A 16,712-nucleotide genomic window follows, 5' to 3' on the forward strand; every position below is an offset into this window, starting at 1 on the left:
ACCGACCAAAATAAATTGCTAACTTTTAACAAACAAAAGTTATAAGTATTTTTTATGTCGCAATATAAATTTGAACAGTTTCAATTCAATAGTGAAAACTATCAGTTAACAAAAAATAAAATCAAACATACTGTTCGCCCAAAAACAGCAATGCTTTTGGCTTATTTAATTGCAAATAGACATAAAATAATCAGTAAAAAAGAGCTATTTAGATCAGTATGGCTGACAGAGCATGTGCAAGACCATACTTTATTTCAAGTGATCAGTGAGATAAGAAAGCTATCCGATAATGAGCTTATTCGCACACAACCTAATTTAGGTTACCAATGGGTCGCTGCCACCAGCGAAATTAAAAATACACCACAAAAAGCATACCTAAGCATAGCCGCAAGTACTTTATGTCTCGCTTCATCTGCTTTATTTTTTACAAGCAATAATCAAGCAGATATTAACAATACTAATTTACCTGCAATCACTGCTTATTCAAAAGCTGTTGTGGCTTTATCTCATGGTGATAATCAAGAAGCCCAAAAGTGGTTGCAATTTAGCTTAAAAGAAAACCCAGAATCAACAGAAACAAAACTGTTATTAGCTGAAAGCTTATTTCAACAAAATAAATTAACGGCTTCAGAGTCATACGCCAGAGAAATATTACATAATAAAATAGCCTCATCATATAACTACTCAATGGCTTCAGACCTATTAAGTCGAATTTACGCTAAGCAGGGGTTAGCATTTGATGCATTGCAATATGCGATTAATGGTGCAAATGTTTTAAAAGCCTCTCAATCGGTATGTTCTATCGCTGCTACTGACGAAAGAGTCACATCATTATTAAAAGTAATAGATGATAGCCATAACTCTCAGCAACAAAAAGATAAAATAGCCGAAAGCTATTATAAAAATAACGAAAACTATCAAGATAATTTAAAACAAAACAAATTATATTCAGATATGTGCGATCAAATTAAAAAGCTCTCAATCCATGATAAAAAAACAGTATGTATTCCTTTAAAAGAGTCTGAATTTTTACTTTCAAACACGATTTATCTGAAAGATACGTTTAATTCATAAGTCATTGTTTAAGCTTAATATATAGATATTTATAGGTCTTTATAGATTAATTAACTCACTTATATACACAATTTATAATATAACTTCCTTAACAATAAAGGAGTTAAATTATGAAATTAAAATCACTGAGTTTCGCACTCGCATTATGCTTTTATTCAAACAGCAATCTTGCTCAAAGCCAAACTCAAATCATTGTAGAACCAAGTATAAAAAATAAAATAATCGCACTATTGCAAACTAAAAAAGATCTTAAAATAACTCAGTACGATTCACAATTAATTGAAATTAATTTAGGGACTAAAACACTATTTGCAAGCAGCGATGGTAAATATATTTTTGCTGGCGCAATTATAGATACTCACAGCAAAACAAACATTGTTGAATTAAAAGAAAAACAAAATAGAAAATTTAAATTAGACAATTTATCTAAAAATATGCAACTCAAATTTCCATCCACTACTGAAGAGCAACATATAATCACTTTATTTACTGATATAGATTGTGGTTATTGCAGACAATTTCATAAACAAATTCCAGAGCTCAATGCCAAAGGAATTTCAGTAAATTACATTATGCTACCTAGAGCAGGTTTAAACTCCCCCTCATTTGATAAAACAAACTCAGTATTGTGCTCTGATAACCCGCAACACAATATGACTTTGGCTATGAATAACCAATTTAGCACTAATAACGCATGCAAGAGTAGTTTAAAGCAGCAGCTTGCTTTAGCTTCTGAATTTGGCATTAATTCTACGCCAACAATCATACTTCCAGATGGTTCGATAACTCCAGGCTACCTTACCTCAGAGCAACTCACTCAAATACTTAATTAGGAACTGATATGAAATTTAAACTTTTAGCCTTAGTTATTTTATTTGTTTCAACATTAGCTAATGCAACACAATTCAAACTGGGTAAACATTATACTGAAGTTAAAACACCCTTTAAAACAGAAAAGTCTGTTATTGAATTCTTCTCTTTTTATTGCCCGCATTGTTATAAACAAGAACCCGTGATGAAAAATCTCATCGCTAATTTACCGAGTGATGTTATTTTTACGAAAAATCATGTTGATGGCATGCCAGGTAAGAATTTAGAAATTGAACAAGCACTTACTAAAGCTTTGATCACTGCTGATATCCTTAAAGTGAAACAGCAGATAACTCCAGCTATTTTTAGCTATATTCATAAAAATAAAGCTAACTTTAATTCTATCAAAGACATTAAAAATATATTTTTATTAAATGGCATAAAAGAGCAAGACTTTGATAAAACATTTAATAGCTTTGCCGTGAAAACACTGTTTAATAAGGCACAACTAAATACCGCAGTTTTAAGAAAACAAGGCGTAACAACTGTACCAACGGTAATTATTAACGGCAAATATAAAGTCGAAACACATAAAATTAGCAATCAAAGTCAATATAATGATTTAGTAATTTACCTACTCACTAAAAACACTTAATCCGTACTGAGGCAAATTTAATTTGCCTTTTAAACCCCCCGCTATAATTTGTAAAATATAAACAGAACCTAAATTTTAACTAATGAAACTTAAACCCTCTGTTATACATCGTAAAAAAATAAAATTCACCGCAATTTTAATAGGTCATTTTTTCCATTAATGTTATGGTTACGAAATTTTGAAATTTGAGTACTTTTTTATGACGACAACTACAGCCTCAGCGCCTAATAAGGAAAAAGGTTGGTTTAATCGCTTTTTAGCTACGGTTGAATTTTTAGGTAACATGTTACCTCACCCTATTACCTTGTTTGCTTTATTTTGTTTAGCCATCATCATATTCAGCGGCATTGCCAGTTGGTTTGGTTTATCTGCAATAGATCCGCGCCCAATAGGTTCTGCAGGTAGAGAAGCTGATGGCGTGATTGAAGTTGTCAGTTTATTGAGTGCTGATGGATTACAAAGAATCGTTACGGGTTTAGTAACTAACTTCACCGGTTTTGCACCATTAGGCACAGTATTAGTTGCACTATTAGGTGTAAGTGTTGCTGAACATTCAGGTTTATTATCTGCCTCAATGCGCGGCATGGTAATGGGCGCATCAAAAAGATTAGTTACCTTTATGGTGGTATTTGCAGCTATATTGTCTAATACCGCATCAGAGCTAGGCTATGTTGTGCTGATCCCATTAGCCGCTATGATATTTCATAGTTTAGGTCGCCATCCTTTAGCGGGTCTTGCAGCTGCATTTGCCGGTGTATCTGGTGGTTATAGTGCTAACTTATTATTAGGCACGATAGATCCTTTACTTGCAGGTATTACAACTCCCGCGGCGCAAATGATAGATCCTAATTACCAAGTAGGCCCTGAGGCTAACTGGTATTTCATGATGATTTCAACTGTATTAATCGCTATTTTGGGCACCTTTGTTACTGAAAAAATTGTAGAGCCGCGTTTAGGTAAATACAACGACAATGAAGCCAGTATTGATTTAAGCCAAAACAGCATAGATCACTTAACTGCAACAGAAAAAAAAGGCCTAAAATATGCAGGTATTGCTTTATTAGTGATGTCTGGCTTATTAGCACTTACAATCGCACCAAGTGACGGTATTTTAAGACATCCAGACACAGGCCTAGTAGCAGGCTCTCCTTTCTTAAAAGGCATCGTTGTATTTATCTTTATCACATTTGCCATTCCAGGCTTTGTTTATGGTCGTGTTGTTGGCACTATGCGTAATGATAGAGATGTCATTGATGCGATGTCTAAAAGCATGAGTTCTATGGGCATGTATATCGTATTAGTCTTTTTTGCAGCGCAATTTGTTGCGTTTTTCAAATGGACAAAGCTAGGGACTATTTTAGCTGTAAATGGCGCGACATTATTACAAGCGATGAACTTAACAGGTCCTGAAGTATTTGTATTATTCATTCTAATGTGTGCCTTTGTAAACTTAAGCTTAGGCTCTTCTTCTGCACAATGGGCTATTACAGCACCCATTTTTGTGCCGATGCTAATGTTAATTGGTTACGCACCAGAAACCATTCAAGCGGCTTATAGAATTGGCGATTCCGTAACAAACTTAATCACCCCTATGATGAGTTATTTTGGTTTAATTCTCGCGGTAGCCGTTAAATACAAAAAAGATATGGGCATAGGTACTCTTATCGCCACGATGCTGCCTTATAGTATTGTCTTCTTTTTTGGTTGGGTTGCTTTATTTTATGTTTGGGTATTTGTTTTTAATATGCCTGTAGGTCCTGGTTCACCTATTTATTATCAGCCATAAATAATCCCCAAAGCGTTAGGTATTTTATAAAAAGCCAGGTTATCCTGGCTTTTTTATTCTTCACATTTACGTATACTCAATTGCATTAAATCTCACTTAAAACAATATAATGAAAAAAACGATTATCACAGTTATTATCATAGTTGCTTCTATTGGTGTTTATCACAGCCTTCCTAAAAATGAAGTTAATGAAAATGTCACTTTAAATAGCGCTCTCTTTGAACAAGCAGCTAACCACGGCAAACTCAAATTAGATGAAATAGATGAAGCATCCGGCTTAGTCGCAAGTCGTAATAATCCAAACGCTTTTTGGACTCATAACGACAGTGGAGATAAAAATCGCATTTTTTTAATATCTCAATCAGGTGACAACCTAGGCACTTATACCTTAGAAGGTGCGATTGCTCGAGATTGGGAAGATATCAGTATAGGACCAGGCCCCAAAGCTAATACTAGCTATTTATACGTGGGTGATATTGGTGATAACCGCGCTCAATACAAAGAAAAAGTAATATACCGTTTTATAGAGCCTAATGTCAGTCAGCAAGCCAGTGATAACCAAATCAACATTGCAAAAGAGCATATTGATACTATCACCTTCGAATTCCCTGATGGCAAGCGAGATGCTGAAACTTTGATGGTAGATCCGATCACCAAAGATATTTTTGTTATTTCAAAACGAGAAAAGCAAGTCGGTGTTTATGTTGCTCGCTACCCACAATCAACAACACAGATAAATATATTAACTAAGGTAGCAACCCTTGATATCCATAAAATAGTCGCGGGTGATATTTCAGTTGCTGGCAATGAAGTATTATTAAAAGACTATCGAAATATTTATTACTGGAAAAAACAAGCTAATGAGTCCATTGAAGAACTATTAACAACAGCACCTCAACGTTTGCCCTATAAAGCCGAACCACAAGGTGAAGCAATCGCATGGAAACAAGATAGCAGTGGATTTTATACATTAAGCGAAGCATCGAGCAGTGGCGCAGCTAAAATGTACTTTTATAAAAGAAAATAAAAATATAAACTAGTTATACCAATTCTATTAAGTTATTGATCACATATTTATTGGGATTGGTATTAATACAGGCCATATAGCAGGCTGTATTAAATTGATTCTCATACTTATCATTTAATTTCCCCCTTAATCACCAAATTTATCCGTTTAACACATAAGTCTCATCTCTCTTTTTAAAAACGCTAATCTAAACCCATCAAAGCAAAACAGTCATCAAAGAATTTAACGCTTATATAGCAGAGGGAACGACTATGAAAACATTAAAAGTATTAGCAACAACTATCGCATTATCTTCAGTAACAATTGCAGGCTCTGCAATGGCAGATACTAAACATATTCAAGCGACTGATAACTCAGTTTCAACTGACATCTGTGTTGCAGCAGCAAAAGGCAAGCTTATGAAGTTTAGCCAAGCAGTATCAGAATCTCGCCTATCAATGAAAAAAGTCGCTGATGTAGTCAGTTGTAATGGACTTGATATTGCCAGCTTCGCACAAGAACAAGGCGCCAATAAAGTCGCTAAAAAAATTAATAACTACCGCACAGAACCATCACAATATATTGCTAAAATCTAAACATCTCAGAAACAAAAACCGCATATACAAACGTGTATGCGGTTTTTGTGTTTTTAGAAGTATGTAACTTCATCTTGATAAGAACCCCTGCGATTTTCCCCCTATGCCAGAAGTATTCAGTAAGACATACTAGTAATCAATTTTATGTATTAACTTCCATTTTTAGATTAAGTCTTTTTATATGGCAATTAAGAATTAATTATTAGCTCCTATAAATTGAGCCAAAAATTCATTGATAATAGCACATCTTTAAAAAACACATTACTCATCACTTAATTTCCCCCTTAATCACCAGATTTATCCGTTTAACACATAAGCCTCATCTCTCTTTTTAAAAACGCTAATCTAAACCCATCAAAGCAAAACAGTCATCAAATAATTTAACGCTTATATTGCAGAGGGAACGACTATGAAAACATTAAAAGTATTAGCAACAACTATCGCATTATCTTCAGTAACACTTGCAGGCTCTGCAATGGCAGATACTAAACATATTCAAGCGACTAATAACTCAGTTTCAACTGAAATCTGTGTTGCTGCAGCAAAAGGCAAGCTTATGAAGTTTAGCCAAGCAGTATCAGAATCTCGCCTATCAATGAAAAAAGTCGCTGATGTAGTCAGCTGTAATGGACTTGATATTGCCAGCTTCGCACAAGAACAAGGCGCCAATAAAGTCGCTAAAAAGATTAATAGCTACCGCACACAACCGACACAATATATCGCTAAAATTTAAAGTTATATTTAATAAATAACTTTAAACTGAGAATCAGTCATCAGCTAAAAATCCGCACTTTAAAGTGCGGCTTTTTAGTGTTTAAATTCTTTTACACATATTTTATTAGATTAAATTTGTGACACTTACTAACTATGATTACAATAACTTTAAGTATTAATCTAAAGCTTCCTTTTAATGAAACCGCATATTCAGACACTTCTCACTTTATTGACTAAAAAAGACTTTAAAGCGCTTTTAGCTTTTTACCAGCAATCTAACGAGATTGAAAATATAGACCAATTAGCATTTGTATATCAGCAAGGTCAAAAGTCTTTATCTGTGTTTGAGTTTTACCAGCAAATTGCAACTAAATTCATAGAATCAAAAGGCTTACCCGAAACACTGATAAATCAAATTAATACGAGTGACGCATTAAGTTTTTTTACGCCTGCACTACAGCTAAATGACAATTTTAGTAAAGTAAATCAGCAACAAAGAAATACTCTGCACTTTTTATTAGTGGGTAAAGCACAATACTCAGAGTTACCGCCATTTAACTACTTACGCTCTATGATGTTATTTGAAAGTAATGAATCACTCAGCTCTGCTTTAACACAAAAAGATTATAAAAACTTAACACCAATAGAAGCATATATGCTGGCAAATACTAATTTAAATACTTTGCCTGCACATGAGTTCACCGCATTATTAGCTTTAATTGAAATTGAAACAGCACAGCAATCCATTGATTTAAAAAATTATGCAAGTGTTATACAGGCGGTAAAAATATTATGTAAGAAACAAAATATGACTGTTGATGAAGAATTGCAACGCGTTTTACTCATTGCAACTTATTATGAAAAACCTACCGTTCAAATAATAGGCGACTTAATAAACTAGTCAATATTGCACATGTGCTAAACTAGTTAAAAATAATGGATGAATAAAAAGGCGATTCTATGATGTTTAAATTAATATTATGTTTTGCACTTTTCCTCTTTAATTTTGACCTTATTGCAAAACCCATGAAAATTATATTCATAAACCCTGGTTTTTCAACTGAGAATTCAACTGGAAAATTTTGGTTTAAAGTCAATACCATTATGGAATCTGCTGCCGATGATTTATCTATAAACCTCATTACGTTTTACGCAAATAGAGATCATATTTATATGAAATCTTTAGTGAATAAAGCCATTGAAGCACAACCAGATTATCTTATTCTTGTGAATGAGAAAGGCACAGGCCCTGCTATGTTAAATAAACTAAAAGGGCATAATATCCCTGTGTTTTTTTTATTAAATACACTCAGCCCCCAAGAACTTACTACCTTAACAAAACCTCAAGTTAATAATCTTATTGGCTATTTAAAACCTGATAATTTTCAAGCTGGCTACAAATTAGCAATTCACTTAATAGAACTTGGTAAAAAACGACTGTTAAATATCCCTTTACATTTATTAGCACTACAAGGCGATTATGTCACTTCAGCCGCTATATCAAGAAAACAAGGCTTATTTAAGGCTCTGGAAGAATACCAAAATGATGTCACTTTGATTGATAGTACTGTGTCAAATTGGTCTAAAAACCTTAGTTATGTAAAAACTAAGGGGATCTTAAAGCATGAAAACAATATTAATTTAATATGGAGCGCTAACGACGCAATAGCCTTTGGGGCTAATGCCGCTATAAATGACTTAGCAATTAACCATCCAGTTATTATTGGCGGCATTAATTGGGATATTGACACTGAAGGTAATAAAACAGATGTTTCTTATGGTGGACACGTTCTGCTAGGTGCTAAGGCACTCGTTATGCTATATGATCACGCAAATAAACAGTTAAAAACAGATGAAATGAAATTAACGCTAGATATATTTCAACCTAATACCACTCTAGATAGCCAAGAAATTATAGCGTTAATCAGCCAAAATAAAACAGGTAAAATCAACTTTAAACATTTTACTAAAGCCCATATTACCCCACAAAAATTTACAATTAAAAATGTAATTAAAAGTGCCAAAGATCACCTAAACTAACTTAAACCTCAGTGTTTATTTAATCTGTAATAACTTCTATACCATAGGAAATCATACCGATTACTTATATTTCAATCCGCTTTAAGCTAAAATTAGGTAAAATATTATAAATATCTGACTTTAGAGCAAGTGATAAAATAGCTTGCAGATTGAGCTTTGATTTAAAAAAACAAAAAATTTCAAACGAGACTATTTAACATGACATTAGAAGTAAACTGCCCGACTTGCCAAAACAAAGTTGTTTGGAATGAAAAATCAGAACATCGTCCTTTTTGTTCTAAGCGTTGCCAATTAATTGATTTAGGCGAGTGGTCATTTGAGAATAATAAGATTTCGTCACCTATGAAAGTTGATGCTGAAATATCTGCAGATATGATAGAGGATATTGAAGCCATGCTTGCAGCAAATGAGCAAGATTTTTTTAAGGAGTAGATTTTAACGCTTTGAATAAGTTTTTGAATGTATTAAATGCCCCTGACAATGCGAACTGGTTAATTAACCAGTTCGGTAATGAACCACCTGGATCAGCATAAGCCATATAAGTTATTTCAAGCATACCATCTTGTACTGGGGTTAATCGCCAACTGGCTTCAACCCCCGTTATAGCGATATTGTTACCACTTTTTTCAATGCCATCAGTTAAACTGGGTAGAGCTGTTTTCATTTTAATCAATAAGCTCCCATCGTCATAATACTGATAAATGGAATAAGTCAGCATATCACGATTTTTAACAGGCCAAGGAGCATTAAATACACTATAAACAATATTCTCAACTTCAGATAAACGCTTTAGAACTGATACCGAGATAACACCATCTAACCATTTTGAGGCATTCTCAGTATCTTCAAGTAAAAAGACAAAGTCACTTACCTTAGCCTTTAATGTCATCTGAGCTTTTAATTTAACTAAGCCTGTATGCGTATTTTTTTTATAAACCTTAATCCCAGATTTATTTTTATATAATACCCAAGGCTCAGTTGAATATGCCATGCTTATATTTAATACAGTAAGCATAAATAACAGGTATAATTTTATTTTTCCATTAATAAACAAGTTATTAATCATTTTTCATCAACGGTATTTAGCGCCAATATGGTGCTGATTTAAATGTTGCTAAACGACTTTGCTCCATTGCTGAAAGCAAGTTTTCTGATTTTTGCTCTAACCAGATTTTGATCTTACTTAAACTGTCATCATTTTGTGCAGAGCATAAACGTTTAAGGTAATCTAAAGTACATAATTCATCAATACCATGAATTATGTCCAACCAAGGTGTTCTAAACTCCTCTCTCAATGCTTGATTAAACAAGTCACCTAAACAACAGCCACTTAATAAATTTCGCTCTAATTGTTCTTTTTGGGCTATATAGGTTTTTTCTGATATATCCTGTTCTGAACCAATTAAACCTCTAATTTCATGCCAATCTTTTTCAAATAAACTCGCGGCTTTATCTGTTACTTTCTGCTCAGCTAGTTGTAAGTGTGTGGCATTCCAATCATTTTTCCATTTTTCATCTACTAAAAAAATAGTCAAATTTAAAATTAAATGATTGTATCGCGCACTACAAAATACTTGATGCATTTTGCTCACATCAGGGTGCTGTAGCTTTAAGTTATCGATAACTTGATTTAACTCAGGTGCACTTTTAATCTTTTTATAATAAGCATGTTTTTTTGAAGTGTAATTCTTTAGTTGAACAGCCGTTTCTACCCAGCTTAACTCTTTTAAAAGCCAGTTTAATTCATCCAATAAAGGTTTAACTTTATCTTTGTTTAAAATATTACTAAACAAACCAAACGCATGAATAATAACGCTTACACCATCATTAATACGCTTTAAGGTATGTAAAGCCGGTGTATCGAAGTAACATTGTTCATGTTTTTGCACAAACTCAATTCCATACTGCAAACATGCGCTAAAAGCTTGCTCTAACGTACTATCTGACTCTAAAGAGACAGAGTTTAATGTACTATCAGCGATAAGCGGTTTATTGTCTGCAATACGATATCCTCGTGCTGCTTTACTATATAGTCCAAGCCTAACTTCTGAATGCGAAATTAACTTTTGAGCGAGTATAAATAAATCTGAACGACTACCGCTGACCAACTCCATTTCAACTTCACAAATGGTTTCAACTTGATTTGATGCGCTGATCTCCCCTTTATCTAAAACAAGCTCTATTTTAGTGCCAGATTCAGTCTCTAAAATCCATGTACGGCGTATAAAGTTAGTGCTAAATATCGGATAGATGTTTTGATTTATTGCATCAATCTGCATACCATGAGGCCAAATATTTGCGTCAAATAATGATAAATCAGGATGTTTACCCTCTAAAGGTAAATTGTATTCTGGTCGTTGATGCAAGCCACCAACAACTTTTCCGGCAAGTTTAATGGTTTGCTCACATTGATTATCATTGCATGTTTCACCACCAAAGCAGCGAGTTCTTAATCCAATATCAAGCGCTCTAAGCTCTCGACTAGCAGTATCAAAATATGCATTTTGTAAATTTCTAGATGGCTTATTTATCACTTTTTTAGCAAATTCAGTGATAATAGCGGGAATGTGAGCGATGACATTATCTGAGACTAAAAATTTAAGCTCTATCTCAGTATCCGTTAGTTCTGTATCCATTCGGTTTGGAAAATGACTTTAATAAATAAACAAGTAGTCAAAATAAACTAATCCTTAGTATAAAAGCAAATTTTTTGAAAAATAATATGCCTTCTAAATTATGTACCCTTGCTATTAAACCTTTAACTTCATATTATTGAGGCGCTTTTCATCTTAAAAAAATAATCAAAGGCTCAATATGTTAAAACCATTCATTTTTGTCATCGCATTGCTTAGCTTTGCCTCCCATGTTGTTGCCGAAGACAATATAACCAATACAGAACAAACTGATGCTAAAAAAGTATATATTACTGATAGCCTTTATATATATATGCATGCAGGTGCTGGTAAAAACTTTAGAATATTAGGCTCTGTTAATGCGGGCACTGAACTTGATTTTTTAGAGCAGGATGATGACTCTGGTTTCACAAAAGTAAAAGATACTAAAGGCCGAACGGGTTGGGTTGATAAACGTTATATCTCTAAAATTCCAGGATTGGCTTTTAAAAATCAAGAATTAACGCAAATAATGACAATTGCACAAAATGATTTAAGAGAAGCACAGATTCAACTACCTAAGCTACAACAACAAAGTGCCCTTTTATTAACTGAGAATACAGATTTAAAACAACAAATAAAAACACTGAATGATAAAATAGAGCAGCAATCAAATTCAACACAAGCCGCTAATGAAAAAGAAAAACAACAACTATTACTTTATGGTGGTGGTATTGCGTTTACCGGTTTGTTTATCGGTATTTTGCTTACTTTAATGTTGTCACGTCGTAAACGCAGCGGTTGGGCATAAGCTATTCAGCATAAAATAGGGTTAGCGAGTACAACAGAGTCTCGCTAACTTAAAACATCTATCCACATCAAAACGATTAACGCACTGAACTTTCGGCCTATGTTATCTCACACTGTAATTAAGACTCTTGTACTACTACACCATCATCATGCTTGATATTTTCAATTACCATGTATGTGTGATGGGTTGAAACGCCAGGTATATCAACTAAATCACCTAAAACTTCTCTATACTGCGCCATATCTGCAACTCTTATTTTAAGTAAATAATCATAACCTCCGGCCACCATGTCGCACGCTACTACTTGCGGTATCGCAAAAATATGTTTTCTAAACTCTGTAAATACTTCTGTTGTTGATTTCTCAAGTGTCACTTGTACATGAGATACTAAGCTTTGATTTAGTTTCTCTGCGTTTAGCTTGGCAAAATAACCCTCAATATAGCCATCAGCTTCTAGCTTCTTTACGCGATCTAAACAAGGACTTGGACTTAAATTCACTTGCTCTGCTAAATTTACGTTCGAAATTCGACCATTTTTCTGTAAAGCATCTAAAATTGCTAAATCGATTCGATCTAGTACACGAGTTTTAATAGAAATAGACATATCAGCATAATCTGCGGTTAAATTAAATCAATACCCACTAAAATAGCGGATATTGGCAAAATTCGCCAGCACATCCTGCGGCCATTTCTATAAAATGCTCACCAATTGATAATATATACCGAATTTTAGAGGGTCATCCCATGTTATTTAACGGCAACTTAAAAACAGATTGCGAAATTCGTCAAAAGATCCGCGATTTTTATCGCATTGATGAAGATAAAGTAATAGATCATATTTTACCATTAGCTGAAGTAGGTGTATCAGCAAGAAGCCGAGCATGGGAACGCGCGCGTCAACTAGTTGTTAATATTCGTGAAGATCAACAAGGCCAAGGTGGTGTTGATGCTTTACTAATTGAATTTTCACTGTCTTCTGAAGAAGGCATCGTACTGATGTGTTTAGCTGAAGCTTTATTACGTGTGCCAGATAGCGATACACAAGATGCTTTGATCCGCGATAAATTATCAGGTGGTGACTGGAGTTCTCACTTAGGCAATAGCGACTCTATATTCGTAAATGCGTCATCTTGGGGCCTATTAGTAACAGGTAAAGTTGTAGATTACTCAGATAAAAGCAAAGAAGAGCAATTTGGCTTATTGAAAAAAACCATAGGCCGTTTAGGTGAGCCTGTTATTCGTCGTTCTGTACGTGTTGCGATGAAAATCATGGGTAAACAGTTTGTAATGGGCCGTAATATTGACGAAGCCTTAGAGCGCGCTGTTGAAAAAGAAAAAAATGGTTATGCCTACTCTTACGATATGTTAGGCGAAGGCGCTCGTACTATGACGGATGCTGAGCGTTATTTCCAAAGCTACATGAATGCGATTCATGTTATTGGTAAAGCAGCAAATGGTCGTGGCCCAATAAAAAGCCCTGGTATTTCAATTAAATTATCTGCACTTCATCCTCGTTATGAATTTAGCCATTCTGAGCGTGTTGTAGAAGAATTAATTCCTAAAGTAAAAGAATTAGCACTCGTAGCTAAAAGCTATGATATAGGTTTTACAGTTGATGCCGAAGAAGCTGACCGTTTAGATATCTCTTTAGATATCATTGAAGCTGTTTTTTCAGATAATGATTTAGGTGACTGGAATGGTTTTGGTTTAGCTGTTCAGGCATACCAAAAACGCGCTACTTTTGTAATTGATTGGTTAGTAAACTTAGCACACAAAGCTGGCCGTAAAATGATGGTGCGCTTAGTAAAAGGCGCATATTGGGATACAGAAATTAAAACATCTCAACAAGATGGTTTAGAAAACTTCCCCGTATTTACACGTAAAGCATCTACAGATGTATCTTACAAAGCCTGTGCCATTAAGTTAATGAATGCACGTGATGTAATTTTTCCTCAATTTGCAACGCACAACGCATACTCAGCAACAACGATTTTAGAAATGGCTGGTGACAATCATTCTAACTTTGAATTCCAGTGTTTACACGGTATGGGCGAGTCTTTATTCAAGCAAATTATTGCTGAAGATAAAGTGCAATGTCGTATATACGCACCAGTAGGTCAGCATGAAGACTTATTAGCATACTTAGTACGTCGTTTACTTGAAAATGGTGCTAACTCGTCATTTGTCAATGCGATTGTTGATGAAACACAGCCAGTTGAAACTTTATTGCATGATCCGGTAGAAAAAACACAGTCTCTTAAAAATAAAGCCAATACACAAATCGCACTACCGATTGAGATATTTGGTGAAGAGCGTGATAACTCAAAAGGCATGGATTTAACTGATATCAACCACATTTCACCTTTCAAAGAAAATCTTGATAAGTGGTTCACTGAAAATCAAATTAGTAAATCTGATGTACCAGAAGGTGCACATGCGGTTTTAAACCCTGCAAATCATGATGAGATTATTGGCCACTTAACTCATCACGATGAAGCACAAATGAAGCAGCTTATTGTTAATTCAGAAGCCGCTTATACTGATTGGTCTGCGACACCGATAGCAAAAAGAGCCGAGTTATTACGCCGTACAGCTGATATTTTAGAGCGTCATCGCGATGAGCTAATTGCTATCTGTATTAAAGAAGCGGGTAAAATCCCACAAGATGGTATTGATGAAGTACGTGAAGCAGTAGATTTCTGTCGTTATTATGCAGCTCGCGCCGAAGAGCTAGCAAAAGATGATCGCTTTGAAGCACGTGGTGTGATTTTATGTATCAGCCCATGGAACTTCCCTCTAGCTATTTTCTTAGGTCAAGTTGCTGCAGCGATTGTGACTGGTAATACAGTAATTGCTAAACCAGCAGAGCAAACAAGCTTAGTAGCACTTCGTACTATTGAATTAATGAAAACTGTTGGCCTACCTGAAAACGTAGTACAAGCAGTTATTGCCCGCGGTAGCAAAGTAGGTCAAGTGATTGTGCCTGATACCCGTGTTAAAGCAGTAATGTTCACAGGTTCGACAGAAACGGGAACTCGTATCTCTCAAACACTGGCTGAGCGTGGTGGCGATCAAGTGCCATTAATTGCTGAAACTGGTGGTCAAAACTGTATGATCGTCGATTCTACCGCTTTACCTGAGCAAGTTGTTGATGATGTGATTTCATCTGGTTTTCAAAGTGCAGGTCAACGTTGTTCAGCATTAAGAGTATTGTTTGTTCAGGAAGAAATTGCTGATAAAGTAATTACAATGATCAAAGGCGCGCTTCAAGAACTACATATTGGTAACCCAGCAATGCTTTCAACAGATGTTGGTCCCGTTATCGATCAAAAAGCATTTGATGCATTAAATGATCACGTTGAGTACCTTAAAGGTCGCTCTACTTTACATTATGAATGTAAAACGCCAGAGATGGGTGATACAGGCAATTTCTTCTTTGCACCTCGTTTATACGAAATCAGTGACTTATCAGTACTAACAAAAGAAGTATTTGGCCCATGTGTTCATGTAATACGTTTTAAAGGCTCTGATTTAGAAAATGTTATAAACCAAGTTAATGCCACAGGTTTTGGCTTAACTATGGGTATTCATACTCGTATTGAAGAACGCGCAAATTACTTAGCTAAAATGTCTCGTGCCGGTAATGTTTACATTAATCGTAATATGATTGGCGCTGTTGTTGGTGTACAACCATTTGGTGGTCGCGGTCTATCTGGAACTGGCCCTAAAGCTGGTGGTCCAAACTACTTAACACGCTTAGTAGCCGAAAAAACATCACCAATAAGCATTCAGTCAACAAGTGTTAAAGCGACAGATACTGAAATGTCTAATTTACCTGCAGCGCAAGAGCAAGTAAATAAACTACTCACAAATGCAATGAAAGTAGAAAATTTATGGCGCATGGCACCGCTTAATGATCGTATTTCAGCAATACGTCAACTACTTGCAAAAGTAGCAACTGTTGAAATTGTAAATGAATTAGCCGATGATTTAGCACTGACGTTATCTGATGCGCGCACGCAATTAAACAACATTGAAAAACGCTTAGCCAAAGCAACTGTTTTACCAGGACCAACTGGCGAATCTAATATGCTTTACCTTGAGCCTCGCGGCTGTGTTGCATGTTACGCAGATAAAGATACGTCATTTAATTTTTGGGTGTTATCTATCGTTACAGCACTTGCTACGGGTAATACAGTGATCACAGTCGTTTCTGACTTATTCCATGACGAAGCTCTGGCATTTAGAGATAAATTAATTTCGACTGGTGTTGCTGAAGGTGTACTGCAAGTAACTAAATTAAGTCACTTACAATCACTTCTTGCACATCCTAAATTGGCTGGTTCAGTGATAGGCAGCGGTTGTGAGCGTAAAGGGTTTGTTAGTGAGCAGTTAGCTGCACGCAGTGGCGCGATTCTACCTGTGATCAGTTCTGAGTATTATGATACGTTAATTAATCGTTTAGTAACTGAAAAAACTGTAAGTATCGATACAACGGCCTCAGGTGGCAATACTTCTCTAATGACTTTAACTGAAGAAGATTAAACCTTAATCTCAGTTATCTTATGAAAATTTAGCGAAGGGAGTTCTCCCTTCGCTAACATTATT

At 35.0% G+C, this 16,712-nt stretch carries 15 protein-coding genes; 12 read left to right on the forward strand and 3 right to left on the reverse strand.

Annotated elements, in window-relative coordinates; genetic code table 11:
* Window positions 1-54 precede the first annotated feature (54 nt).
* The 10 genes from KO527_RS08725 (at window position 55) to yacG (ending at window position 9,113) form a co-directional block, all read left to right on the forward strand.
* A complete protein-coding gene (locus tag KO527_RS08725; protein ID WP_216039932.1) occupies window positions 55-1,074 on the forward strand; it encodes a winged helix-turn-helix domain-containing protein in 1,020 nt (339 codons plus the stop codon).
* Window positions 1,075-1,184: 110 nt separating this feature from the next.
* Window positions 1,185-1,907 carry a DsbC family protein gene (locus KO527_RS08730; RefSeq protein ID WP_216039933.1) on the forward strand — a complete coding sequence of 241 codons (723 nt, stop codon included), beginning with the start codon at window positions 1,185-1,187 and terminating at the stop codon, window positions 1,905-1,907.
* Window positions 1,908-1,915: 8 nt separating this feature from the next.
* Window positions 1,916-2,539 (forward strand): thiol:disulfide interchange protein DsbA/DsbL, encoded by a 624-nt coding sequence (locus KO527_RS08735; RefSeq protein ID WP_216039934.1) that lies wholly within the window; start codon window positions 1,916-1,918, stop codon window positions 2,537-2,539.
* Window positions 2,540-2,738: 199 nt separating this feature from the next.
* Entirely contained in the window at window positions 2,739-4,325 is a 1,587-nt protein-coding gene (locus KO527_RS08740) for an AbgT family transporter (protein WP_216039935.1), read from the forward strand.
* A 109-nt stretch (window positions 4,326-4,434) separates the two neighbouring features.
* Window positions 4,435-5,352 carry a hypothetical protein gene (locus KO527_RS08745; RefSeq protein WP_216039936.1) on the forward strand — a complete coding sequence of 306 codons (918 nt, stop codon included), beginning with the start codon at window positions 4,435-4,437 and terminating at the stop codon, window positions 5,350-5,352.
* 251 nt (window positions 5,353-5,603) lie between these two features.
* Window positions 5,604-5,927: a DUF3718 domain-containing protein gene (locus tag KO527_RS08750; RefSeq protein ID WP_216039937.1), complete on the forward strand. Its 324-nt coding sequence runs from the start codon at window positions 5,604-5,606 to the stop codon at window positions 5,925-5,927.
* A gap of 409 nt (window positions 5,928-6,336) precedes the next feature.
* Entirely contained in the window at window positions 6,337-6,660 is a 324-nt protein-coding gene (locus tag KO527_RS08755; RefSeq protein WP_216039938.1) for a DUF3718 domain-containing protein, read from the forward strand.
* A gap of 177 nt (window positions 6,661-6,837) precedes the next feature.
* Window positions 6,838-7,542: a hypothetical protein gene (locus tag KO527_RS08760; protein WP_216039939.1), complete on the forward strand. Its 705-nt coding sequence runs from the start codon at window positions 6,838-6,840 to the stop codon at window positions 7,540-7,542.
* A gap of 125 nt (window positions 7,543-7,667) precedes the next feature.
* Window positions 7,668-8,681 (forward strand): ABC transporter substrate-binding protein, encoded by a 1,014-nt coding sequence (locus tag KO527_RS08765; protein WP_216039940.1) that lies wholly within the window; start codon window positions 7,668-7,670, stop codon window positions 8,679-8,681.
* A 198-nt stretch (window positions 8,682-8,879) separates the two neighbouring features.
* Window positions 8,880-9,113 (forward strand): DNA gyrase inhibitor YacG, encoded by a 234-nt coding sequence (gene yacG / locus KO527_RS08770; RefSeq protein ID WP_042147191.1) that lies wholly within the window; start codon window positions 8,880-8,882, stop codon window positions 9,111-9,113.
* Here yacG and KO527_RS08775 read toward each other — a convergent pair.
* A complete protein-coding gene (locus KO527_RS08775) occupies window positions 9,103-9,672 on the reverse strand; it encodes an START domain-containing protein (RefSeq protein ID WP_216039941.1) in 570 nt (189 codons plus the stop codon). The two genes, yacG and KO527_RS08775, sit on opposite strands and share 11 nt — an antisense overlap.
* A gap of 91 nt (window positions 9,673-9,763) precedes the next feature.
* Window positions 9,764-11,317 (reverse strand): CYTH domain-containing protein, encoded by a 1,554-nt coding sequence (locus KO527_RS08780; RefSeq protein WP_216039942.1) that lies wholly within the window; start codon window positions 11,315-11,317, stop codon window positions 9,764-9,766.
* Window positions 11,318-11,495: 178 nt separating this feature from the next.
* Here KO527_RS08780 and KO527_RS08785 point away from each other — a divergent pair, with 178 nt between their 5' ends.
* Window positions 11,496-12,104 (forward strand): TIGR04211 family SH3 domain-containing protein, encoded by a 609-nt coding sequence (locus KO527_RS08785; RefSeq protein WP_216039943.1) that lies wholly within the window; start codon window positions 11,496-11,498, stop codon window positions 12,102-12,104.
* Between the two features lie 118 nt (window positions 12,105-12,222).
* On the opposite strand, the gene KO527_RS08790 is transcribed toward KO527_RS08785, so the two are convergent.
* Complete coding sequence (locus tag KO527_RS08790) at window positions 12,223-12,708, reverse strand: winged helix-turn-helix transcriptional regulator (protein WP_042147046.1); 486 nt, start codon at window positions 12,706-12,708, stop codon at window positions 12,223-12,225.
* A 140-nt stretch (window positions 12,709-12,848) separates the two neighbouring features.
* Between KO527_RS08790 and putA the strand changes: the two genes are divergently transcribed.
* Window positions 12,849-16,649: a bifunctional proline dehydrogenase/L-glutamate gamma-semialdehyde dehydrogenase PutA gene (putA, locus tag KO527_RS08795; RefSeq protein WP_216039944.1), complete on the forward strand. Its 3,801-nt coding sequence runs from the start codon at window positions 12,849-12,851 to the stop codon at window positions 16,647-16,649.
* Window positions 16,650-16,712 lie beyond the last annotated feature (63 nt).

Source organism: Pseudoalteromonas sp. C2R02, assembly GCF_018860845.1.
GTDB lineage: Bacteria > Pseudomonadota > Gammaproteobacteria > Enterobacterales > Alteromonadaceae > Pseudoalteromonas.